Genomic DNA, 22,501 nt, shown 5'->3' on the forward strand with positions numbered 1-22,501 from the left:
AGATGCAGGAGAGAGTGTAGGTACTTATGCTATCACACAGGGAAATGTCGCTTTAAACAGTAACTATACTTTGACTTATGTAGGAGCTGATTTGACTATAATAAAAAAATCGGCTTCTGTAACACCAAATGCTGCGAGTAAATATTGTGGACAAACAGATCCAATTTTTACAGGGGTAATAACAGGCTTTTTAGAAGCAGATGGAGTAACTGCAATATACAGTAGAACTAGTGGGGAAGCGGCAGATATTTATACAATATCAGCCACGCTTAGTCCTTCATCAGCACTTAGTAATTACGATATAACATATAATACTGCTGATTTTAAAATTGAGGGTATTACTAGCGTGGATGCTTCGGCTAGTAGCAGTCCGGTAGCTTTAGGATCAGTAGCCAAGTTGTCTGCGACAATAGTACCTCCTGTAGCAGGAGTTACGGTGAAATTCTATGTGGATCCAGGGAATGGGAATGTCCAAATTTATCCTGTACAAACAGTTAATGGTCAGGCTGAAGTATTGGTTCCAAATCTTGTAGTTGGATTATATAAAGTTATTGCTATAGCAGGTTCAGATTGTGCTAAATCTACTGAAGCATATATGCCTGTTTTTGATCCAAATGGAAGTTTTGTTACCGGGGGAGGATGGATTATGTCTCCTGCAGGGGCATATTCAAATAATCCATTGTTAACAGGAAAGGCTAATTTTGGATTTAATGCAAAATATAAAAAAGGGAATAATCAGGTGGATGGAAACACTGAATTTCAATTTAAGGCTGGTGATTTAAATTTTAAATCAACTTTACATGAATCGGGATCTTTAGTTATCTCTGGTAAAAAAGCAACCTATAGAGGAGACGGAACTATTAATGGTGTGCCAGGCTATAAATTTACTTTAGTGGCAATAGATGGAGATTATAATGGAGGAACTGCTCCAGATCAATTTCGAATTAAGATTTGGGGAGCTAATGGAGTAATTTATGATAATGGTTTAGCTGCAGATGAAAATTCAGACGTTTCTACTGTTTTAGGAGGAGGCTCAATTGTAATTCAGGAAGTGAAGAAAAAAGGAACAGCAAAAATAGTTGGTGGTGAAAAAATAATTTCTACTGGAACATTCCAAGTGGAAAATTCAACTGAACCATCTCCATTCAACGTAATTGCTTATCCTAATCCAACGGCTAGTGTATTTACAATTGAAATTGCGGCTAATAGTACTGAAAATATTCAGTTAGTAGTTTATGACAGTGCCGGAAAATTATTAAAAGTAATTGATAAGAAAGCTGGGGAATCAATCAGCTTTGGAGAAGATTTACCAAGAGGAACTTATATTGCTAAAATAACTCAGGGAACAGTTGTAAAAACCATCAATTTAGTTAAGGAATAATAAAGTTTTTACCAACAAAAAACCAGTTCAAATCGAACTGGTTTTTTTATGTCTAATTTGGAAAAAGCCAAGTCTTAATCAAACAAATCAGAAGATAAATAACGATCGCCGCGATCACAAATAACAGCTACTATTACACCTGATTCCAGTTCTTCGGCTATTTTTACGGCTACGGCTACTGCGCCACCGCTACTCATTCCGGCGAAAACACCTTCTTCCAGAGCCAGACGTTTAGTCATTTCGCGTGCTTCTTTTTCACTTACATCTATCGTTCGATCTACCTTTGAAGGATTAAAAATTTTAGGCAAATATTCTATAGGCCATTTTCTGATTCCCGGGATTTGAGAACCTTCTGAAGGTTGAGCACCAATGATTTGAATGTTTGAGTTTTGTTCTTTTAAAAATGTGGAAGTTCCAATAATGGTTCCTGTAGTTCCCATAGCCGAAACAAAATGGGTAACTGTTCCCTGAGTGTCTCTCCAAATTTCAGGACCTGTAGTGTTGTAATGCGCTTTCCAGTTGTCGTCGTTGGCAAATTGATTTAGCATCAAATAACCGCCTTCGGCAACCTTTTTGTCGGCGTAATCTCTGGAACCGATGATTCCTTCGGCAGCAGGAGTCAGGATTACGGTAGCACCATAAGCACGCATGGTTTGGGTACGCTCTTTTGTGGAGTCTTCCGGTAGAATTAATTCGATTTCGATACCTAATAATTGAGCAATCATCGCCAGAGCAATTCCGGTATTTCCGCTGGTAGCTTCAATGAGTTTGTCTCCTTTTTTGATTTCGCCGCGATCCATTGCGCCTTTAATCATGTAATAAGCGGCTCTGTCTTTGACGCTTCCGCCCGGATTATTGCCTTCGAGTTTTAATAATAATTTTACGTTTTTGTTTTTAACCAAATTAGTAGTTTCAACCAAAGGCGTATTACCAATCAGGTCTAATATTTTTTGTGGATCCATTTATTTGAGTTCTTTTATTTTTACTTCTGTAGTGGTGGTGTTGGTTACAATGGAACGTTCCGGTGTCGATTTGGTAATCCAGGCATTACCACCAATAATACTGTTTTTACCAATAACCGTTTCGCCTCCCAAAATGGTGGCATTAGCATAAATGCATACATTTTTTTCAACAGTAGGATGTCTTTTGGCGTTTTTCATTTCTTTGCTTACGCTCAAAGCACCGAGAGTAACTCCCTGATAAATTTTAACATGTTTTTCAATTACTGCTGTTTCTCCAATTACAATTCCGGTGGCGTGGTCAATGAAAAATGGCGAATCAATTTGCGCACCGGCATGAATATCGGTACCGGTAATTCGATGGGCATATTCGCTCATTAACCTTGAGAAAAGCAATAAATCCTGAACGTATAATTCGTGACTGATTCGGTAAATGGCAATGGCATAAAAGCCCGGATAAGCCAGATAAACCTCTTCGATACTGTTGGACGCCGGATCATTTTCTAAGATATATTCAGCGTCTTGATTGAGTTTTTTTAACACTGAAGGCAATTTGGCCACAAATTGTTCCCAACCGGCATCGCATAAAGCATTTGGTTTTTTGCAGGCCAAAGCTGCAATTTCTTTGAATTGTTGTTCTAATGCATCAATACTTTCGCTCAAAGGGGCATTAGCATCAAACAAGGTGTAAAATATTTTTTCAGTAAAAGCTTCTACTTTTGTTTTGATACCGTAATTGATAGAAGTATGGCTTTTTAGTTCGCCAATGTTTTTTATGATGAGATCCTTTGTCATGACTGCTGGATGGTATAGGGAGCAGAATTTTTCTGCCAAATTTTAATAGATTTATTTTAAAACAAATATATTGAACTATTTTGAATTAATAGGATTCCGGAACGTCCGATTTGAATTTACAGCTTTACAATTGGGAAGAATTTTAAATTTATTATTTTTGAAACTTATTTAATGAAGATGAAAAAGTTTTATGTTCCCATCGTGTTGCTTGCCATAGCTGTTGCTTTTTATGAGCAAACGGTGACAGATAAAAATGTTTATGTAAGCGTTATTGCGATGGCTGTTTTTATGTTTGGAATGATGCGTTTAAGTGCAAAAACACCTAGTAAAAATCCCGAAAAAGAAGAAGAAAATGTTGACTAAAGGCGATAAAGTAGCAGTGCTGGATGAGGCTATTAACGGTGTGGTTTTGACGGTTAAAGGTCAGGAAGTTACCATTGAAACCGACGAAGGTTTTGTAATGCAATTTAATGAAAATGAACTCGTGAAGACCGGAGGGGCAGATAATCTGATGGATTCTGTAAAAGGAATCAATACCGAAGCAATTAATAAGGAAAAAGCAATCCCGAAACCCAGAAGTTTTGTGAAAGAAAAAAGGGAAAAAGGTAATGTTCCGGTTCCTGAATTTGATTTGCACATTGAAAAATTGGTTAAAAATAAACACGGGATGTCTAATTATGATATTCTGACTTTACAGGCGGAAACGGCACAGCGTCATATCGAATTTGCCATCAAAAACCGTATTCCTAAAATTGTGTTGATTCATGGAGTAGGAGAAGGAATCCTGAAAGCCGAATTAGATTTTCTGTTAGGACGTTATGATAATATTGATTTTCAGGAGGCCAATTATCAAAAATATGGACAAGGCGCCACTGAAGTTTTTATCCGACAAAGTAAAAAGTAACAGCTTTTTTGAAACTATAGTTTGAATTATTTTAGGCGACCGCAAATTAGCAAATTGTTTTTTACTAAGATTTCTATAAAAAAATTAAGCCCGAATGCAGCAGCAAACGGGCTTTTATATTCTTAAATATTTTTAGATTAATTAGAAGTGGTAAATAATTCTCCTAAAGTATAGCTGTCACCAAGCATGAAATTGTTGTTTCCTTTGGCTAACGATACTTTTTTCAACACAATAGTGTGTTTAAAACTATTAGGACCATTAGTGGTTGTAGTTACCTCGATAATTCCGCTTGTGCCGCTAACACCTGCAACGCCAGTCCATTCTTCACTAACTGCAGGAGTACTTGGTGTGGTACTTTGACAAAAATAATCCGACGTCAATAAATTGGAGAACAAACGATACGTAAGTTTGTTAGTTGTTGTCCCAACGAGTCCGGTTCTAGGAGTATTGAGTGCAGTTGCCTCGTTTAAAATTAAGTTAGGATCAATGGTCAAAATTAATGCTTCACTAGTATTGTAGTTGTAAACATCATTAGATGCACTACATTTTTCTAAGCTTTGATCAAAATTAAAAGGCAAAGAAGTAGCCGATGTCGTGTAATCTCCAAAAGGAAAAGTTTCATAGACTTGTGTTCCATTCGCTTTCGCAAAAGTGACATTTTTTAAAACAATATTGTGATTGTAACCGGTAATTTTAGTTGCATTAGTCGTCTCATTAGTCGATTTAACGGCAGTAGTTACAATTTGAATAATCCCGTCAGTAGCCGTCCATTGATCCGTAATAACCGGAGTTGCCGGAGTAATAGTTTCACAAATATTAGCCGTTGCAACAGTTCCGTTATAAAAACGATATACGACTCTGTTAGAGTTAATACCAATATTTAGTTCAATAGGTTGACCATCGGGAGTTGGCTCACTTTTAAAAGTAGTCGTTGGGATTTCCATTATCAGGGCTTCCTGATCTTTTAGCTTGTAAATTAAGGTATTGGTACTGCTATTGCTGCAACTTTGTGTATTTACATTCTCAAAAGTGATGTCTTCCTGAGTTAGATTTCCATCGTCGCAGGCATTGATAAATGCTAATAAAACCAATAGGCTTAGGGCTTTTTTCATCTTAAAAATTTTCACAAAAATAGACAAAAAATGACAAATGCGAATCGGCTTTTGATAATTGATATTTTATAACTTTGCAGCGATGAAAAAAATATACCTCGATAACGCATCTACCACCGCTATCCGTCCTGAAGTTATTCAGGAAATGACCAAAGTACTGGCGGAAGATTATGGAAATCCATCTTCAACACATAGTTTTGGTCGTAATGCCAAAAATATCCTCGAACTTTCCCGAAAATCAATTGCTAAACAGTTGAATGTTAGTGCTCAGGAAATTGTGTTTACATCTGGTGGAACAGAAGCCAATAACTGGATTTTGCGTTCAGCAGTCAAAGATTTAAAAGTAACACGAATTATTAGCAGTAAAATAGAGCATCATGCGGTTTTATTGGCTATAACGGCTTTGCAAAAGGAATTTGGAATTCAGGTTGATTATGTAAATGTCATGGCTGACGGAAGTATCGATTTGACGCATCTATCTGAATTGCTAAATCTGGAAGTGAAAACTTTGGTGAGTTTGATGCATGTAAATAACGAAATCGGAACAATCTTAGATTTAGAGCGTGTAGGTTTAATTTGCAGACAATACAATGCTTTGTTTCATTCGGATACGGTGCAGTCGATGGGAAAAATGTCTTTGGATTTACAAGTGATTCCAGTGGATTTTGTTTTGGCTAGTGCCCATAAGTTTCACGGACCTAAAGGTGTTGGTTTTGCCTTTGTTAGAAAAAATTCGGCACTGCAACCTTTGTTTTTTGGGGGCGAACAGGAAAAAGGTCTTCGTGCCGGTACCGAAGCTGTGCATCAAATTGCAGGAATGGCAAAGGCTTTGGAACTTTCTTATGCTCATTTAGATTCCGAAAAAGAGCAAATTTCTCAATTGAAAAATTACCTAATTGAACAATTAGAAACTATTTTTCCTGGGGTTGTTTTCAACGGGACAAAGGATTCTTTTTATAATATTTTGAATGTATTATTGCCTTTTTCAGAAGATAAAACTGCGATGATTTTATTTCATTTAGATATGCGTGGTATTGCCGTATCGCGTGGAAGTGCCTGCCAAAGTGGTAGTATCCGACCTTCGCATGTTTTGGCGGAAATTCTCTCAGATGATTTGGTCAAAAAACCCAGTTTACGCATTTCCTTGAGTCATTTCAATACCAAAGAGGATATTGATGGCTTGATTGAAGCCTTAAAAACAGTAAAAAATTGAAAACGTCCGAATGGACGTTTTTTTTATGTTTTTTTGCGATAGGCATGAGTAAAATTCTCTTGTTTACTGGGAAATTCAAAATTTGACAACTTTCTAAAAGTTGTCAAATATATTCAAATGTATTAGCTCTTTATCCTTTCATAAATCGATTCCTCGTGTTTTTTGATTTTGATTTTCACGTATTTGGAAGCAGGCATATTACTTTCTTTGACCACATTATTTACCGAAACCAGTACATTGGTTTCCGGGAAATAGGTTACTGTATTCTTTTCAGGAATAGGGTAGGCCACGATGATAAATAAGGGTGCAATGCGTTCAATGCCATCATCATAGTTGAATAAATCTACTTTATCTCCATTTTTAAATCCTTCTTTTTCAATGTCTTTTTCGTTCATGAAAATTACTCGGCGCTCGTTTTTTATGCCACGGTAGCGGTCGTCCAGTCCATAAATGGTGGTGTTAAATTGGTCGTGGGTGCGGGTGGTAGCCATCAAGTATTCGTCTGCTGCTAACTGATTAACAGGGGTAGTTGTCAGCGTAAAAGGAACGCGGTCACCAAATTGTTTGGTGTTAAACTTTCCATCCCTTGCGGCATTAGGCAAATAAAAACCTCCTTTTTGGCGCGCTCTTACATTGTAGTTTTCAAATCCTGGTATGCATTGTTCAATAGCATCACGTACCGCATCGTAGTCATTATGGTATTTATTCCAATCCACCACCGATTTGTCTCCTAAGGTTGCCATTGCCATGCGGCAAACAATTTGGGTTTCGTTGATAAGGTTATCTGAAACGGCTTTTAAAACCCCTTTTGAATCCTGAACCACACCCATAGAATTTTCGGTGGTGATAATTTGCAATTCACCATTGACAATATCCATATCACTACGGGAAAGCGTAGGCAGAATCAAGGATTCTTTTCCATGAATTAAATGCGTACGATTTAGTTTGGTAGAAACACTCACAGTAAGGTTGAGTTTTCGTAATGCCTCCGTAGTGTAAGTAGTGTCTGGTGTCGCTGAAAGGAAATTACCGCCCATACAAAATAGTACTTTGGCTTTTTCATTATGCATGGCTTTAATAGCATGTACCACATCATAGCCTTTTTCACGCGGTGGATTAAATCCAAAATAGTTTTGCAAGCGATCCAATTGTTCCTGTGTAGGTTTTTCGTCAATCAGCATGGTGCGGTTACCCTGTACATTGCTGTGCCCGCGTACCGGACAAACGCCTGCTCCGGCTTTGCCAATGCTCCCTTTTAGCAATAAAATATTAAGGATTTCTTTCACCAAATCCACTCCATTGTGTTGTTGGGTAATTCCCATTCCCCAGCATACAATGATTCGGTTTTTAAAAGCCAGCATTTCGGCAGCCTGTTGAATGGCTTCTTTTGGCACTCCCGATTCTTCGACGAATTGGTCAAAATTATAATTGTCAAATTGTTTCAGGTAAGCTTCAAATCCGGTTGTTTTTTCGTGAATGAATTGTTGATCCAGAATTTTACCTGGATTTTTCTTTTCGTAATCCAACAGGAGCATTTCTAAGGCCTTCAGTAAAGCCATGTCCCCATTTATTTTTACCGGAAGGTACAAATCGGCCAGTTTTACCGGATTACCAATAATTCCTTTTATTTCCTGCGGATTTTTAAACCCCATCAATCCTGCTTCCGGCAACGGATTAATGGCGATGATTTTGGCTCCGTTTTTCTTTCCTTTTTCCAAAGCGCTCATCATGCGGGGCGCATTAGTACCCGGATTTTGTCCAATGATTACAATCAAATCCGTATCATAAAAATCTTCCAGTTTTACGGTTCCTTTTCCAATTCCAATGGTAGGTCGCAGTGCAGTTCCGGAAGTTTCGTGACACATATTGGAACAATCCGGCATATTATTGGTTCCAAATTCCTTGGCAAAAAGTTGGTATAAAAATGAAGCCTCATTACTGGTTCTTCCGGAAGTGTAAAAAATAGCTTCGTTTGGAGAATCCAATTCGTTTAAAGAATCTGCAATTTTTTGGAAAGCTGCATCCCAGGAAATCGCTTCGTAATGTGTGCCGTTTTTAGGTAAATAGAGCGGATCTGTTAATCGGCCTTTTTTACCAATTTCATAATCGGTAAGTTGGGAAAGTGCATAGACTGAATTTTCCTTGAAAAATTCCGGTGTGACTTTTTTGGTCGTTGCTTCTTCCGCTAGTGCTTTTACACCATTTTCACAATATTCACCCAAAGGCGAACGCTCATCATCCGGATCGGGCCAGGCACAGCTTGGACAATCAAAACCGCCCATCTGATTCATTTTGAACAAGGCTTTTCCACCACGAGCAACAGTTTTGTCCTCAATCAAATCACTTATGGATGCCTGAACTGCAGGAATTCCTGCCGCCCAATCTTTGACTTTAGTTAGTTTTAAATCTAAAGTTTTGTAGGGGTTTTCGGGATTTGGTTGTTTTGGATTTTTATCGTCTTCTTTCATGATTAATGTTTTATTGGTGGTTAGAAAGTTTAGCCTAATTCTCTATAGTGTCTAAACTGAAAGTACTGCTTTGACAATACATGTTGAATCGGTTTTCATTTAAGAAACCTATGAGTGTGATGTTGCATTCGGTCGCCAGTTCTACGGCTAAGCTGGAAGGTGCCCCAATAGCAACGACCGTAGCAATTCCTGCCATAGCGGCTTTTTGCACTAATTCGAAACTGATTCTTCCGCTAAGGAGTAAGATGTGTTTGTTTAAAGGCAGTAAGTCTTTGGCGAAAGCCTTACCAATCAATTTATCTAAAGCATTGTGTCTTCCTACATCTTCCTGCAAAAACAATAATTCTCCATCAATGGAAAACAATGCCGAAGCATGAATGCCTCCGGTATTGGAAAAATCATTTTGAGCTAATCTTAATTTTTGAGAAAGTTGGTATAAAATTGCGGCAGAAATACTAATTTTTGGTGGTTCTAAAGTTTTGAATGGACTTACCGTTTTAATGGCTTCAATGGAACTTTTGCCACAAACACCACAACTGGAAGTAGTATAAAAATTCCTGTCGGCCTGCATTAATTGAGGTGTAAAACCTTCTTTTAATTCAACCAGTAAACTGTTCTTTTTTTGTAACGCACAATTTTTTTCAACATGGAAAACACTTTGGATGGCTTCAAAATCAGAGATGATTCCTTCAGTAAATAAAAATCCTAGGGCTAATTCAAAATCATTTCCGGGAGTGCGCATGGTTACTGAAATTGTTTGCAGCACAATTTCTTGATTTTGGTGAAATTTTAGTCTTATTTCGAGTGGTTCTTCAATTGATAGCACATCTTCATGGACTGAAATTTGAGTCCCATTGACTTTATGCACGAGTTTGTTTTTGATGGAAATACTTTCCAAATCCTTTATTTCCATGCTAAATTTTTTAATTTGAAAATTGATTGAATAAGTGCTTTCGGGAAGGAAGCTTTTAAAATTACTATAAATATTGCAGATAGTCAATATAAAGGGAATGCAATTTTATATTAAAAAGCTGCATTTTTTACATCATTTTAGCCAATTCTACTTCAAGTCGGTCGAAATTTTCTTCGTTCTTGTCTACCACAAAAGGCCTTAATTTTTGACATTCCTCTGCCGTGTGGAAAAGCATTTTAAAAATCAATTTTGTTTGTTCTTTGTTGATTTCTTCAAAAGTTGCTACCACCTGAAAAATGGGTTTGGAATAGCGTTTCCAAGCTATTATTGAAGGGACTTCAATTTTGATAAATTCACATTCGTTGGCATAATTTCCTTTGTCGGGACCGTGCATAATGAAACTCCATTTGCCGCCAACTCTAAAATCAAATTCGTTGAAAGTATTGGTAAATCCGTTTGGTCCCCACCAATTTTTGAGATGATCGGGTTCAGACCAAGCCTTGAATAATAATTCCCTGGAAACCTGGAATATTCTGGAACTTACAATTTCTGTTTCTGGAGTTGTTGCTATAATTTCTGTTGCCATCGCTTTCTTTTTTTGAAATAGTTTGTTGGGAGTGCTAAAGTTCTGAAATTAAGTTGAGAGAATGTGTTTTTGTGTTTTTTCTTTTTTGCTTGATCAAAAAAGAAACAAAAAAATCAAGCCTGGCAAATAGAAAGCTAAAAAACTACCTCAAAGCGTCGTTCCGCACCCCAAGCCGTTCGCCTTGCAGGCTCTACTTGTAGAGTGCTGCCAATTTGCTTTTTCGTTGTTTTTGTATGCTTTTTATTTGAGGGCGGTTGCTAAGGAAATTAGTAGCTGTTATAAAAGATTTTTTTTAGGTAAAGCGAATTAATAGAGCGAATCAGGATGGTTTGTGTTTTTTCTTTTTTGCTTGATCAAAAAAGAAACAAAAAGATCAAGCCTGGCAAATAAAAAGCTAAAAAACTACCTCAAAGCTTCGTTCCTCACCCCAAGCCGTTCGCCTTGCAGGCTCAACTTGTGGAGTGCTGCCACTGTGCTTTTTCGTTGTTTTTGTACGCTTTTTATTTGAGGGCAGTTGGAACGAAAATAGCTGTTTTATTAATGATTATCTTTTTTATCTAAAACTTTTTCAAAAGCTTTTCGGGCGCTTCCCCTGAAATAAACTTCTCCGCAATATTGATAACCCAGTTTTTCAAAGAGGTGTAGCATAGCCAAATTGTCAAAGTTAGTATCGGCTTTGAGGCTGTAAATTTGATTGCTCAAGGCAAAATCTTCAATGTAATTCAGTATCACTTTAGATAAACCTTTACCCAAATAATCATCGGTAATAGCTACCCGATGAAATACAACAAAATCTTCATTAGTTATCCATTTCCCGATGATTTTGGCATAGGCAGGTTCGTCATTAATCATTACGGCACTATATCCAATAATTTCATTATTAGTGGTTAAAACAAAGCCGGCCTCTTTTTCGATGTCTTTTTGGATTACCTCAGGATTTGGATAGCCATCCTGCCATTGGTTGCTGCCATCTTCTTTTCGACGTTGAATGGCTTTTTCTAAAATAGTCCAAATTTGAGGAATTTCAGAAAGACTCGCTTTTCTAAACTGGTGATTCATCATGTGACTTATACTTGAATTATTCCCAGATTAAATGCTTTTTCAATAGGAGCGTGGTTGGCTGCTTCGATTCCCATCGAAATCCAGTTTCGGGTTTCTAGTGGGTCGATAATAGCATCTGTCCATAGTCGGGAAGCGGCATAATATGGAGATACCTGCTCGTCATAACGGGCTTTTATTTTGTTAAATAATTCGGATTCTTTGGCTTCGTCAACGGTTTCACCTTTAGCTTTTAAAGCAGAAGCCTCTATTTGTGCCAATACTTTAGCAGCCTGCGTTCCACCCATAACGGCTAATTCTGCACTTGGCCAGGCTAACATTAATCTTGGATCATAGGCTTTACCGCACATGGCGTAGTTTCCGGCACCATAAGAGTTTCCAACCACCACCGTGAATTTTGGAACTACCGAATTACTCACGGCATTGACCATTTTTGCGCCGTCTTTGATGATTCCGCCCTGTTCCGATTTGGAACCCACCATAAATCCGGTTACATCTTGCAGAAAAACTAAAGGAATTTTTTTCTGATTGCAATTGGCAATAAATCGGGTCGCTTTGTCGGCACTGTCGGAATAAATTACACCACCAAACTGCATTTCGCCTTTTTTGGTTTTGATTACTTTACGTTGATTGGCCACAATTCCTACTGCCCAACCATCAATTCGGGCGTAACCCGTAATAATAGTTTGTCCGTAACCTTCTTTATAAGCTTCAAATTCCGAATTATCCACCAAACGAAGGATGATTTCCATCATGTCGTATTGTTCACTTCGGGCTTTTGGTAAAATACCGTAGATTTCATTGGCGTCAAGAGCTGGTTTTTCCGCTTTGATACGGTTGAAACCGGCTTTTTCATAATCGCCAATTTTATCTACAATATTTTTTATTTTGTCTAAGGCATCTTTGTCGTCCTTGGCTTTATAGTCAGTTACTCCTGAAATTTCGCAGTGCGTTGTTGCTCCGCCTAAGGTTTCGTTATCGATGGTTTCCCCGATGGCAGCTTTAACCAAATAACTTCCGGCTAGAAAGATACTGGCAGTTTTGTCCACAATAATGGCTTCATCGCTCATGATAGGTAAATAGGCACCTCCCGCCACACAACTTCCCATAATAGCTGAGATTTGGGTGATTCCCATACTGCTCATAATGGCATTGTTTCTAAAAATACGACCAAAATGTTCTTTGTCAGGGAAAATTTCATCCTGCATTGGCAAATAAACTCCGGCACTATCTACCAAATAGATAATTGGAATTTTGTTTTCCATCGCAATTTCCTGAGCGCGCAGGTTTTTCTTGGCAGTTATTGGGAACCAAGCCCCAGCTTTTACAGTTGCATCATTGGCAACTACAATGCACTGTTTGCCTTTGATATACCCAATTTTTACAACCACACCGCCAGAAGGACAGCCGCCGTGTTCTTTGTACATAGCGTCTCCAACAAAAGCCCCAATTTCAATACTTTCAGCTTTGGCATCCAATAAATAATCGATGCGCTCACGAGCGGTCATTTTGCCTTCGGTGTGTAATTTTTGAATGCGTTTTTCGCCTCCACCTAATTTTATTTTGGCAAATTTTTGTCTTAAGTCTGAAAGTAAAAGTTTGTTGTGGTCTTCGTTTTTGTTGAAGTTCAAATCCATGTTGTAATTTTTTATGCAAATAATGAGCCGGGCTAAAATACAAAATCTGTTGAAGTTTTAGGGTATGAGTATGCAAGAATAAGTGCATAAAAAAACCATCCCGATGGTATGGGGATGGTTTGTGGTTTATGCTTGAAAATGATTAACGATTTCTGTGTCCGTAATGGTTTCCTCTGTCGTGATTATCTCTGTAATTGTCGGCATAACGGTTGTTGTAACGACGGTTGTCATAACGATTATCGTAACGACGACTTTCTACATATCTTTTGTTGTAATAATGGTTGTCGTATCTCACATTGTGGTTGTTAAAGTAAGTGTAAGGACGGCTTCCGTGGTACCCTCTTAATTCAATTCGATGAGCGTGATTCAAATTGTAATTTCTGTAACGTACCGGAACATATCTTGTGCGACACCAGTTTCCGTTGTCTAAATACACATATAATCCGGCGCTCATATCGTAATAAGATTCGATTTCAGGAATATAGTAGAAATCTACGTTTACATGATTTTGAGGTACCCAGGCTGGTCTTACTACCACAGCAGGTGTTCCTATGTTTAGATTTATGGAAACCTGAGCTTGAGAAGTAGCAGCAGCAGCAAATAAAATGATTCCGGTAGCAATTAATTTTAAAGTTTTCATGATTTCTGTTTTTTAAAAGTTATTTTGGGGGCTTTTTATTTTTTTATTCTTGCTTATATTAGGTTTAATCCAAGTACTATGCCAAAAATATTTTATTAACTCTATTTTAACTTTTTAAGGTTTAAAAAAAGAAACGCCTAATGCGCTTCTTTTTATTTTTAAAGGGAAATAATTAGTGTTTTTTATTTCCGTTACCATGGCCGTTATTTCCATGATGTTGTTTTTTGTCTGATTTGTGATTTTTATTACTGTGGTAATAATCCTGTCTGTTTCCAATTGTTTTTTGAGGTTTCCCTTTGTAGCCTTTATAATATTTTACTTTGTGTGTTTTAAAATACTTGTAAGGTGTTTTTCCGTGATAATCGGTTAACACAACTTTATATCCATTGTATAAATCATAGTTTCTGTAAGGTCTTGGGAGATATTTGGTACGAACCCATCTTCCGTTGTTAAAATAAATAAACTGCGATAAATGAATATCAAAGTAACATTCGATATCGGGCAAATAATAAAATTCAACATTAGAATATCCTACAGGACCCCAAGCAGGAGGAGTGCCTATATTTACATTTACAGCTACCTGAGCCTGAGAATTACTACTCATGAAAAGTAAGAATCCGGCAATGATTAATTTTAGAGTTTTCATAATTTATAAGTTTTAAAATTTGAGGTTTATTTTTTTTATGTTTATTCCAATTAACGTGCCAGCATTATTTTTGTTAACTTTATTTTAACTTTTTGAGTAAACCTAAAAAAAAGAAACGCTATTAGCGTTTCTTTAGTATTTAGTGATTAAAATATTTAATGTTTTTTGTGTCCGTGATTATTCCCGTGGTCATTGTGGTGTTTGTTTCCTTTGTGATAATCATGGTGGTTATAGTTTCTGTACCCAATTGTTTTTTGAGGTTTTCCTTTGTAACCTTTGTAATATTTTGCTTTGTGGGCTTTAAAATATTTATAAGGCGTTCTGCCGTGATAATCGCTTAGTACTACTTTGTAACCGCGATACAAATCATAATGTCTGTAAGGTCCTGGTAAATATCTGGAATGAATCCATCTTCCGTTGTTGAAATAAATAAATTGGGAAAGTCGGATATCATAATAAGTTTGAATATCAGGTAAGTAATAATAATCAATATTAGCATATCCTACCGGTCCCCAGGCTGGAGGTGTACCAATATTTACATTTACGGAAACCTGTGCCTGTGTGGTTGAGGTGGCTATGAATAATACAATGGCTGCGATGCTTAATTTTAAAGTTTTCATGATTTCTGTTTTTTTAGGTTAAACATTCAACTTTAGTTATCAGAAGCCAATTATTGTGCCAAAAATGTGGTTTAAGATGTAATTAACAGCTAAAAAAAGAGCCCGTCTGTTACTGACGGGCTTAATTTATTGGGTTTATTTTGTTGATTTTTAAAGTAATAAAATCAATAAAAGAAGGATGATAATGATAGTTCCAACGGATAAATAAACACCCTGTCCTGATTTTTTTAAATTCTTTTTGATGGTTTTAACTTCGGTTCGCAATTCTTTTTTTTCTGAAGAAGACAAGTTCGATTTGTCCATTTCCTTAATTTCATTTAATCGATTTAACATGTTTTGTACTTCGGCAGGAATTTCTTTTGGAGTTGTTGCCGGGTTTTTCTCTGTGGCATACGCCTGAGTTGTTAGCACGCTTAATGTTAGGAATAAGGCTGTCAAATAAAAGTTTAGTTTTTTCATACTTAAAAAATTTAAATTAAAAAATCCGGTTCTTTTTTATAAATATACTGATTAATTAGTTATTAATCAGTAAGCAGCCACTTTTTTTATTGCTGAAAAGTGAGGTTAATCGGTAAATTCCTTTTCTTCTTCAAAATTATGTACGATTGAAATTCCTTTTTGAAACAAAAGATTATTAGGGTAAATCACCTGTTCGCCTTCAGTACTTTTTAGGATTACGTAAAAAGCCGAGATGTCTTCGATTTCGCCAACAATCGGATAATCTTTATCTAAAATTTTTATGGTATCGCCAATTTTAAAAGGAAAGGAAAAAAACAAAATCACTCCCGAAGTAATATTACTTAAAATGGACCATTGGGCAACCATAGCCACCCCTACAACGGTTGCAATGGATGAAACCGCCAGCACAATATCTTTAGGGCGTACTCCCCAAATAATTATGAATCCAATGCAGGCTAAGATATTTATCAGGAGATGAATATATTTTATAACCAGATTGGTTCGGTGTTCAATACGATCAGAAGATTTAGCAAATCGGCGTACTAATTTTGTAGAAATAATTCGTAAAACAATGATAATCAGAACTAATATTCCGCTAATGATTAATTCATTGGAGTGATCTTCGAAAAAATGCATCTTGTCAATTTTTAGATTAAGTTACTCAAATATTGGTACACTTTGTCAACCGGAAGCCCGATTACATTGGCATAAGAACCTTCGATTTTAGAAACCCCAATAAAACCAATCCATTCCTGAATGCCATAAGCTCCGGCCTTATCAAAAGGTTGGTAATTTTCGATATAATAATCAATGGCTTCGTCACTTAATTCGTTAAAAGTAACTTTCGTTATTTCGTAAATAACTTCCGTTTTTGAATTGGTTTTAAAGCAAACCGAAGTAATTACCTCGTGAGTGACATTGGATAAGGATTTTAAAATTTCAAAAGCATCGTTGCGGTCTTTTGGTTTTCCCAAAGCTTTTTCGTTATGCCAAACCAGAGTGTCGCTGGTTACTAATATTTCGTTTTCTTTTAATTCGCCATCAAATGCTGCGGCTTTAAGCTCGGCGAGATAATTGGTAATTTGCTCGCGCTTTAATTCCGGAGGAAAAATTTCTTCAATTTCTTTTAAGCGAATTTCAAAATCCAAATCCAAATCTTTGAAAAATTGCTGCCTTCGTGGAGAACCCGAAGCGAGAATGATTTGATAGTTTTTGAGTTTATTACGAAGCATGGTTTTGTATGTTTAATGTGATAACTAAAATAGACAGAATTCCGAAAAATAAAATCCATTTCAGGAGTTTACTTAAATGCGTAAAATCGGTTTTTGATTGTGCATTCCAAATTTTGATACTAAAATACAGCAAAGGTCCCAAAACAAAAAGTAAACTGTAAATCGTAGCCGGAATCAAATGATTTGGAATCAGATAACTATTGGTGTAATAAAGTAACGCAAGAATAGGAGCGAAGCTGATTAGAAAAAGTAGTTTGCCTGTTTTTTTTGTGCCTAAAGCAACAGCCAGAGTGCTCATTCCCTGTTGGGAATCACCTTCTGAATCTTCTAAATCTTTGACAATTTCGCGAAGCAAATTAATCAGAAAAGCAAAAATAGCATAGTCTAAAAGTATCGAAAATAAGCTTCCCATGATTTTTTGATTAGCTGTATCCGTTGCCGGAAAAATATCAAAAATCCCAATAATTAATACACTTACCGACAATAACAAAGCCACAACAATATTACCAATGAGCAGCATTTGTTTCAAACTCGTAGCATAAATATAAAGTGTTGCTGCAATGAAAACGAAAATGGCGGCAAAATTTGGACGCATAATCACATTGGCTAAATAAAAACCAATTGCAACTCCCGAAATTGTTAAGAAGGCATAAATATTATAAGCTTTGGCCTCCGAAATAAATTTGCCAACAATAACTTTATTGGGTTTGTTGATGGAATCAGTGGATTGGTCAAAAATATCATTGATTACATAACCGCCCGCCATAATCAACATACTGCTTAAAACCAATAAACCGTATTGCCAGTCAGCAAGCGCCAAATCGATTTTTTGTAATTTTAAAAAACCATATCTGAAAACCAGCTGCATGAAAGCCAGCATTACTAAGTTTTTATATCGAATGAGATTGAGGAGGTTCATTCTTGAGTTATGAGTTTTGGGTTATGAGTTGTCCGTTATCTGTTGATGGTTGAGAAATCTATTTTTACTTTTAGTTTTAAATAAATCTGAAATCTAAAGTCAAAAATCTAAAATCTGCAATCTAGTCGTGTTTTCCGTCAAAATTTGCCATCCATTTGCCCTGAACTTTCATAACTTGTTCAATTACGTCACGAACGGCACCTTTTCCACCATTTTTATGTGAAATATATTTTGAAATCCCTTTGATTTCCGGACAGGCATCCTGCGGACAGGTTGGTAAACCTACCAATTTCATTACCTGATAATCCGGAATATCGTCGCCCATGTATAAAATGTTTTCCTGTTTAATTTGGTTAATTTCAATGTATTCATCAAAAGTTTCCACCTTATCCGGAGTACCCAAATGAATGTTTTTAATTCCTAAATTACGTAAGCGAACACGAACGCCTTCGTTGCTTCCGCCTGAAATAATACATACATTGTAGCCGCTTTCTACGGCTGCTTTCATGGCATAACCATCACGAATATTCATGGTTCGTAACATTTCGCCTTCGTTGTTTACAAATACGGAACCATCGGTTAGAACGCCATCTACGTCAAAAATAAAAGTAGTGATGTCGTTCATGATTTCTTTATAACTTTTTGCCATTGTCTTGTATGGATTGTGTTAGGGTTTTATATAAGTTTAATTGTTTTTTATCTTTTAAAAAAGCTTCGTGAGCCGCAATGGTTTTTTGGTCATTACGAATGGCCGGACCGGTTTGGGCTTCTTTTGGAGAAAGTGTTTCCAGTTTGCGGAACGTTTCTTCCATTAAGGGTTTTAAAATGTCAAAAGGAATTTTATTTTCTGTGCAAATTTCATTTCCAACTGCGAAGAGGTGATTGGTAAAATTATTAACAAAAACCGCTGCTACATGCAAGGCCTTTCGTTGTTCGGAATTGATAGCGAAGACTTTATTTGAAATTGCCCGGACTACTTTTTCCAACACTTTGTAATCGGTGCCGTTTTCGCTTTCTAAGCAAATTGGAATGCCAGTGAAATCGACTGCTTTTCCTTTGGTGAAAGTTTGCAAAGGATAGAAAACGCCTTTTCGGTTATTGTTGTTCAAAATACTAAAAGGCATACTTCCGGAGGTGTGAACCACCAATCGGTTTTTGAACGGAAGTGCGTCAGAAACCGTAGCAATAGCATCGTCAGAAACGGCGATGATGTACAAATCGGCTTCTCCTAAAGCGTTGTAATTGGTGACGATTTTATTTTCAGGAAGCAGATGAATTAAGCTTTCTTTTTTTCTGGCAAAAGCCTGAAACAATTCGATTTCATTGCTCGAATTTTCTAAATTTTGAAAGGTGCTGATAAGATGCTGTGCCACATTTCCCGAACCAATAATGCTTACTTTAATCATAAGGGTAAAATTAACAAAAAAACTTAAGTACAGAATTCTAATATTTGTTAGAAAACCTAATTAAATAACTAAAGTCCAGCGATTATATTTTGTTGAAAATAAAAGAACCACAGCTTATAATGAATGACAAGAATTTATTTTGTCGAAATCAGTTTAATCTGTGGTTCTAATGATTTAGAAATCTAAATTATTTTTTATTTTTCTTGTAATGCTTTTTATATTTTGGGTAGGTAAGAATACCAATAAGAGCAATAGTTCCCATAGAATAATAAATCCAGTTTAAAGAATGCGCTTCTCCACTGGCGTAGGAATGTAATCCTACTAAGTGAAAGTTTACTCCGTAATAGGTAAACAAAATGGAAATAAAAGCAAACATACTCATCAGATTAAAAATCCATTTTCCTCTCAAAGCCGGAACAAAACGGGCGTGAATTACAAAAGCATACACCATAATACTAATCAAAGCCCAGGTTTCTTTTGGGTCCCAACCCCAATAACGTCCCCAGCTTTCATTAGCCCATTGTCCACCTAAAAAGTTTCCAATAGTCAACATGATTAATCCGATAGTTAAGGACATTTCGTTGATATAGGTGATTTCTTTGATGTTTAAACTCATTTTGGCTTTGTTTTTTTCGTTGGTAAAGAAAATTAACAACAAGGCAACAAAACCAAGTATAAATCCTAATGCAAAAGGGCCGTAACTTGCCACGATAACTGCCACGTGAATCATTAACCAATACGAATTCAATACCGGTTGCAGATTAGCAATTTCCGGGTCAATCCAGTTCATGTAAGCTGCCATCAAAATCATTGCCGTTACAAAGGCAGATGACGCAACAGTCAGTTTCGATTTGATGTCAAAAGCCAATCCAAAGAACATCGTTGCCCAGGAAACGTAAACGATGGATTCGTAAGCATTACTCCAAGGCGCGTGACCTGAAATGTACCAACGGGCAATTAAACCTGCGGTATGCAGCGCAAACAATAATCCGATGACGATGTGCATACCATTTACCAGATAATTCAAAGCTTTGTTTTCTTTGAAAATTTTGATAATAGTAAACAAAAGCATCAAAATCGCTGCGGTTAAATACCAATACGGCAATTTTTGGAACACATCATATTTGTTGTATAAAATCTCTAAATCGACTTTTCTTTCCGATGGAATTACTTTAGCGCCAAATTTCTTTTGGAAACCGTGAATACTTTCTAATAATTCATCCGCATTTTTATAATCGTCGGAAACGGAGGCATTGGTTAAAGAACCAAAATACAATGGTAAAACACTTTTGGTATAAGTTGAATCCATGCCTTTTAGTCCTGATTTTTCCACTTCGTTGAATGAAATCCATTTGTTGTTTGGATCATTCGGAATCGGGAAAATCTTTAGGATATTTCCGCTTAAAGCTGATTCCATCAAATTGACTTTTTTGTCGGTTTCTACGAAATCTTTTTCAAACTGATTCGGGTTGGCCGCCTGATAAGCCGCTTCTAAATAAGGAGATAATTTGTAATTTCCTTCTTCGTCAAAAAAAGCAATGAAAGGCGCATATTTAGCTTTGGCATCAATACCTATAATTTTGCGGATGCTGTCATTGCCGCTTTTGATGTAAATCAAAGGAACTTCAACCCAAAGTTGTCCGTATTGCGACATCGATAAAAATACCTGATCGGAATTCATGCCTTTGTATTCGTTTGCGTGACTTACTTTTCGCAATAATTCAGAAGAAAAGGTGTTAATTGGTTTCATTCTTCCGCCGGCATCCTGAATAATCAATCGGCCAAAACGAGCCGCGTGTTTTTCGGAAACTTTGTATTTAGTAATCAACGAATCCAGTTGCTTTTCTGTTGGAGCCACTCTTGCATGCATTTTTCCTGTTTTAGCATCTTCGGTATGAGTGTGATCGTGATTGTGCTCTTGTTCCGTATGCTCATGATTGTGGTCATGTCCTTCATGGTCATGGTCGTGATCCTGCATTTGTGCAAAACCATTGAAACTTAGGAATAGCACTAAAACCGTAATTAGTTTTTCTTTTTTCTCTTTAACCACTTCCAGTTTGCGTTTTAAATCGGCAAAACGGGAATGTTTCGTAAACATAATCGCCATCAATGAAAAGAATAAAATAAAATATCCGGTATAAGTGATGTAGGTTCCCCAGAAGTCGTGGTTTACCGAAAGTACTGTTCCTTTTTCGTCCGGGTCGAATGAAGCCTGAAAAAAACGATAACCTTGGTAATCCAAAACGTGATTCATATAAATTCTCGCATCGAATGGTTTTTCGGCAGAATCTATTACACTAACTTTACTTTCGTAAGAAGAATAACTTTTTTCGGTTCCGGGATATTTCTCGGCTATAAAATCGTTCAGTTTTATTTTGAATGGCAAAATATAAGCCTTACTTCCGTAGAATAAAGAGTATTCGATGTTGCCAATTTTAACCGTTTTAGGTTCGCCAGTTTTTCCTTTTGAACCCAATAATGTTACCTCTTTTTGTTGACCTTCGGCATTGATAGTTACTACCAAAGCATCTTCGTGGCTTTTGGCTTTAAAATCGTTGTCAGATTCATAATCAATAGTTCCTCGAACGGCAGGATCAGGGAAAACAATGCGAATATCGCCAATACTGTAAAGCGAACGCATCATAAGCGGTTCTACTTTGTCTTTACTTACTGAGCCTTGTAACTTATCAGCCATTCGCATAAAGTTTCCTTCAAAAGGGGTTTCAATCGTGTAATCTTTTCCGTCAAAAGTGATGTTGATGGCTCCATCGGTGTGCTTGTTCAGGGCAAAAAGTACGTTGTGAATATTTTGCACTTCGCCTTCTTTCAGGAAATGTTCCTCACGACCGCCTGAACCGGCTTCAACTAATTTCATATACAAAGTTCCGTTCGCATCGGGTTTGATGTATTCTTTAGCTCCTAAAATGTAGTTTTTGTATTTAACTTCAAAAGGAGTATCGGCAAATTGTCCTGAAACCGAGAAATCGTTGTTGGTTACCGGAGAAAGCAGCACCGCTTTTTCAAATGTGCGACGTTTCATTTCGCCTTTGTATTCGCCATCTACAAAAATAGTCAGAAAGGTTTTGTCGGAATAAAACTGACTTTCTGTTGCGCCTTCGCGAATAGGCATCACGCCTTCAAAACTAATGTAACGGGTAATAAAAGCACCCAACAGAATTAAAATAAACGCTAAATGCAGCAGTAAACTTGCCCATTTTTCTTTTCGCCACAATTGGTAACGCTTGATGTTTCCTAAAAAGTTAATCATAAAAATGGCCATAATCCCTTCAAACCACCAGGTGTTGTACACCCAAATTCGGGCGGTATCGGTATTGTATTTACTCTCGATGAAAGTTCCTGTTGCCATCGCTACTGCAAAAGCCAGAAAAAGAAAAGCCATTAAGCGGGTAGAAAACAAAAAAGCGTAGATTTTTTTATCCATTTCTATGGGATTACATTGATATAAAAGTGTGGCAAAAGTACTCAAAAATGTTGAGTACTAAAGACGTACTTTTGTTAATTTAATCCAAAATTAAGTCACAAAGGCTTGCT

General features: G+C 36.7%; 22 protein-coding genes. 4 read left to right on the forward strand and 18 right to left on the reverse strand.

Annotation, left to right across the window (positions count from 1 at the left end):
* Positions 1–1,381: MBG domain-containing protein (locus B6A10_RS12250; protein ID WP_188221099.1), on the forward strand; the 1,381-nt coding region annotated here is incomplete at its 5' end.
* A 74-nt stretch (positions 1,382–1,455) separates the two neighbouring features.
* On the opposite strand, the gene cysM is transcribed toward B6A10_RS12250, so the two are convergent.
* Positions 1,456–2,343 (reverse strand): cysteine synthase CysM, encoded by an 888-nt coding sequence (gene cysM / locus B6A10_RS12255; RefSeq protein ID WP_188221100.1) that lies wholly within the window; start codon positions 2,341–2,343, stop codon positions 1,456–1,458.
* Positions 2,344–3,135, reverse strand: coding sequence for a serine O-acetyltransferase EpsC (gene epsC, locus B6A10_RS12260; protein WP_055091202.1), 792 nt, complete (start codon positions 3,133–3,135; stop codon positions 2,344–2,346).
* 177 nt (positions 3,136–3,312) lie between these two features.
* Between epsC and B6A10_RS12265 the strand changes: the two genes are divergently transcribed.
* On the forward strand, positions 3,313–3,498 hold the full coding sequence (locus B6A10_RS12265; protein WP_188221101.1) for a hypothetical protein: 186 nt from the start codon (positions 3,313–3,315) through the stop codon (positions 3,496–3,498).
* Complete coding sequence (locus tag B6A10_RS12270; protein WP_055091200.1) at positions 3,488–4,039, forward strand: Smr/MutS family protein; 552 nt, start codon at positions 3,488–3,490, stop codon at positions 4,037–4,039. The genes B6A10_RS12265 and B6A10_RS12270 overlap by 11 nt, the downstream gene beginning before the upstream one ends.
* A gap of 137 nt (positions 4,040–4,176) precedes the next feature.
* Here the strand turns inward: B6A10_RS12270 and B6A10_RS12275 are convergent, their stop codons facing one another.
* The gene (locus tag B6A10_RS12275) at positions 4,177–5,151 is read right to left on the reverse strand and encodes a hypothetical protein (RefSeq protein WP_188221102.1); all 975 of its coding nucleotides are present in this window, start codon (positions 5,149–5,151) and stop codon (positions 4,177–4,179) included.
* A gap of 82 nt (positions 5,152–5,233) precedes the next feature.
* Between B6A10_RS12275 and B6A10_RS12280 the strand changes: the two genes are divergently transcribed.
* Positions 5,234–6,364, forward strand: a complete 1,131-nt coding sequence (locus B6A10_RS12280; protein ID WP_188221103.1) for a cysteine desulfurase family protein — start codon at positions 5,234–5,236, stop codon at positions 6,362–6,364.
* A 122-nt stretch (positions 6,365–6,486) separates the two neighbouring features.
* On the opposite strand, the gene B6A10_RS12285 is transcribed toward B6A10_RS12280, so the two are convergent.
* From B6A10_RS12285 to ccsA, 15 genes are all read right to left on the reverse strand, one after another.
* Complete coding sequence (locus B6A10_RS12285) at positions 6,487–8,832, reverse strand: FdhF/YdeP family oxidoreductase (RefSeq protein WP_188221104.1); 2,346 nt, start codon at positions 8,830–8,832, stop codon at positions 6,487–6,489.
* A gap of 34 nt (positions 8,833–8,866) precedes the next feature.
* Positions 8,867–9,745 carry a formate dehydrogenase accessory sulfurtransferase FdhD gene (gene fdhD / locus B6A10_RS12290; protein ID WP_188221105.1) on the reverse strand — a complete coding sequence of 293 codons (879 nt, stop codon included), beginning with the start codon at positions 9,743–9,745 and terminating at the stop codon, positions 8,867–8,869.
* Between the two features lie 127 nt (positions 9,746–9,872).
* Complete coding sequence (locus B6A10_RS12295) at positions 9,873–10,331, reverse strand: SRPBCC family protein (RefSeq protein WP_188221106.1); 459 nt, start codon at positions 10,329–10,331, stop codon at positions 9,873–9,875.
* A 537-nt stretch (positions 10,332–10,868) separates the two neighbouring features.
* A complete protein-coding gene (locus tag B6A10_RS12300) occupies positions 10,869–11,390 on the reverse strand; it encodes a GNAT family N-acetyltransferase (protein ID WP_188221149.1) in 522 nt (173 codons plus the stop codon).
* 8 nt (positions 11,391–11,398) lie between these two features.
* Positions 11,399–13,027 carry an acyl-CoA carboxylase subunit beta gene (locus B6A10_RS12305; RefSeq protein ID WP_188221107.1) on the reverse strand — a complete coding sequence of 543 codons (1,629 nt, stop codon included), beginning with the start codon at positions 13,025–13,027 and terminating at the stop codon, positions 11,399–11,401.
* A gap of 142 nt (positions 13,028–13,169) precedes the next feature.
* On the reverse strand, positions 13,170–13,667 hold the full coding sequence (locus B6A10_RS12310) for a hypothetical protein (RefSeq protein WP_188221108.1): 498 nt from the start codon (positions 13,665–13,667) through the stop codon (positions 13,170–13,172).
* 172 nt (positions 13,668–13,839) lie between these two features.
* On the reverse strand, positions 13,840–14,313 hold the full coding sequence (locus B6A10_RS12315; protein ID WP_188221109.1) for a hypothetical protein: 474 nt from the start codon (positions 14,311–14,313) through the stop codon (positions 13,840–13,842).
* Positions 14,314–14,468: 155 nt separating this feature from the next.
* Positions 14,469–14,933, reverse strand: coding sequence for a hypothetical protein (locus B6A10_RS12320; protein ID WP_188221110.1), 465 nt, complete (start codon positions 14,931–14,933; stop codon positions 14,469–14,471).
* Positions 14,934–15,083: 150 nt separating this feature from the next.
* Entirely contained in the window at positions 15,084–15,392 is a 309-nt protein-coding gene (locus B6A10_RS12325; protein ID WP_188221111.1) for a hypothetical protein, read from the reverse strand.
* A gap of 105 nt (positions 15,393–15,497) precedes the next feature.
* Positions 15,498–16,028 (reverse strand): mechanosensitive ion channel domain-containing protein, encoded by a 531-nt coding sequence (locus B6A10_RS12330; RefSeq protein WP_188221112.1) that lies wholly within the window; start codon positions 16,026–16,028, stop codon positions 15,498–15,500.
* A gap of 11 nt (positions 16,029–16,039) precedes the next feature.
* Positions 16,040–16,624 (reverse strand): Maf-like protein, encoded by a 585-nt coding sequence (locus B6A10_RS12335; protein WP_188221113.1) that lies wholly within the window; start codon positions 16,622–16,624, stop codon positions 16,040–16,042.
* Entirely contained in the window at positions 16,614–17,543 is a 930-nt protein-coding gene (locus B6A10_RS12340) for a geranylgeranylglycerol-phosphate geranylgeranyltransferase (RefSeq protein WP_188221114.1), read from the reverse strand. The genes B6A10_RS12335 and B6A10_RS12340 overlap by 11 nt, the downstream gene beginning before the upstream one ends.
* A gap of 121 nt (positions 17,544–17,664) precedes the next feature.
* Positions 17,665–18,192, reverse strand: a complete 528-nt coding sequence (locus tag B6A10_RS12345; protein ID WP_055091187.1) for a KdsC family phosphatase — start codon at positions 18,190–18,192, stop codon at positions 17,665–17,667.
* Positions 18,176–18,949, reverse strand: coding sequence for a Rossmann-like and DUF2520 domain-containing protein (locus B6A10_RS12350; RefSeq protein WP_188221115.1), 774 nt, complete (start codon positions 18,947–18,949; stop codon positions 18,176–18,178). The genes B6A10_RS12345 and B6A10_RS12350 overlap by 17 nt, the downstream gene beginning before the upstream one ends.
* Positions 18,950–19,136: 187 nt before the next feature.
* Entirely contained in the window at positions 19,137–22,391 is a 3,255-nt protein-coding gene (ccsA, locus tag B6A10_RS12355) for a cytochrome c biogenesis protein CcsA (protein ID WP_188221116.1), read from the reverse strand.
* Positions 22,392–22,501 lie beyond the last annotated feature (110 nt).

It is taken from the genome of Flavobacterium pokkalii (assembly GCF_014596575.1).
GTDB lineage: Bacteria > Bacteroidota > Bacteroidia > Flavobacteriales > Flavobacteriaceae > Flavobacterium > Flavobacterium pokkalii.

Coding starts and splice junctions, on each gene's coding strand:
- B6A10_RS12315 (WP_188221109.1), bottom strand. CDS start 14,313: ATGAAAACTCTAAAATTAATCATTGCCGGATTCTTACTTTTCATGAGT.
- epsC (WP_055091202.1), bottom strand. CDS start 3,135: ATGACAAAGGATCTCATCATAAAAAACATTGGCGAACTAAAAAGCCAT.
- B6A10_RS12310 (WP_188221108.1), bottom strand. CDS start 13,667: ATGAAAACTTTAAAATTAATTGCTACCGGAATCATTTTATTTGCTGCT.
- B6A10_RS12325 (WP_188221111.1), bottom strand. CDS start 15,392: ATGAAAAAACTAAACTTTTATTTGACAGCCTTATTCCTAACATTAAGC.
- B6A10_RS12330 (WP_188221112.1), bottom strand. CDS start 16,028: ATGCATTTTTTCGAAGATCACTCCAATGAATTAATCATTAGCGGAATA.
- B6A10_RS12345 (WP_055091187.1), bottom strand. CDS start 18,192: ATGGCAAAAAGTTATAAAGAAATCATGAACGACATCACTACTTTTATT.
- B6A10_RS12340 (WP_188221114.1), bottom strand. CDS start 17,543: ATGAACCTCCTCAATCTCATTCGATATAAAAACTTAGTAATGCTGGCT.
- B6A10_RS12320 (WP_188221110.1), bottom strand. CDS start 14,933: ATGAAAACTTTAAAATTAAGCATCGCAGCCATTGTATTATTCATAGCC.
- B6A10_RS12270 (WP_055091200.1), top strand. CDS start 3,488: ATGTTGACTAAAGGCGATAAAGTAGCAGTGCTGGATGAGGCTATTAAC.
- B6A10_RS12285 (WP_188221104.1), bottom strand. CDS start 8,832: ATGAAAGAAGACGATAAAAATCCAAAACAACCAAATCCCGAAAACCCC.
- B6A10_RS12300 (WP_188221149.1), bottom strand. CDS start 11,390: ATGAATCACCAGTTTAGAAAAGCGAGTCTTTCTGAAATTCCTCAAATT.
- B6A10_RS12335 (WP_188221113.1), bottom strand. CDS start 16,624: ATGCTTCGTAATAAACTCAAAAACTATCAAATCATTCTCGCTTCGGGT.
- ccsA (WP_188221116.1), bottom strand. CDS start 22,391: ATGGATAAAAAAATCTACGCTTTTTTGTTTTCTACCCGCTTAATGGCT.
- B6A10_RS12265 (WP_188221101.1), top strand. CDS start 3,313: ATGAAAAAGTTTTATGTTCCCATCGTGTTGCTTGCCATAGCTGTTGCT.
- B6A10_RS12280 (WP_188221103.1), top strand. CDS start 5,234: ATGAAAAAAATATACCTCGATAACGCATCTACCACCGCTATCCGTCCT.
- B6A10_RS12275 (WP_188221102.1), bottom strand. CDS start 5,151: ATGAAAAAAGCCCTAAGCCTATTGGTTTTATTAGCATTTATCAATGCC.
- fdhD (WP_188221105.1), bottom strand. CDS start 9,745: ATGGAAATAAAGGATTTGGAAAGTATTTCCATCAAAAACAAACTCGTG.
- B6A10_RS12350 (WP_188221115.1), bottom strand. CDS start 18,949: ATGATTAAAGTAAGCATTATTGGTTCGGGAAATGTGGCACAGCATCTT.
- B6A10_RS12305 (WP_188221107.1), bottom strand. CDS start 13,027: ATGGATTTGAACTTCAACAAAAACGAAGACCACAACAAACTTTTACTT.
- cysM (WP_188221100.1), bottom strand. CDS start 2,343: ATGGATCCACAAAAAATATTAGACCTGATTGGTAATACGCCTTTGGTT.
- B6A10_RS12295 (WP_188221106.1), bottom strand. CDS start 10,331: ATGGCAACAGAAATTATAGCAACAACTCCAGAAACAGAAATTGTAAGT.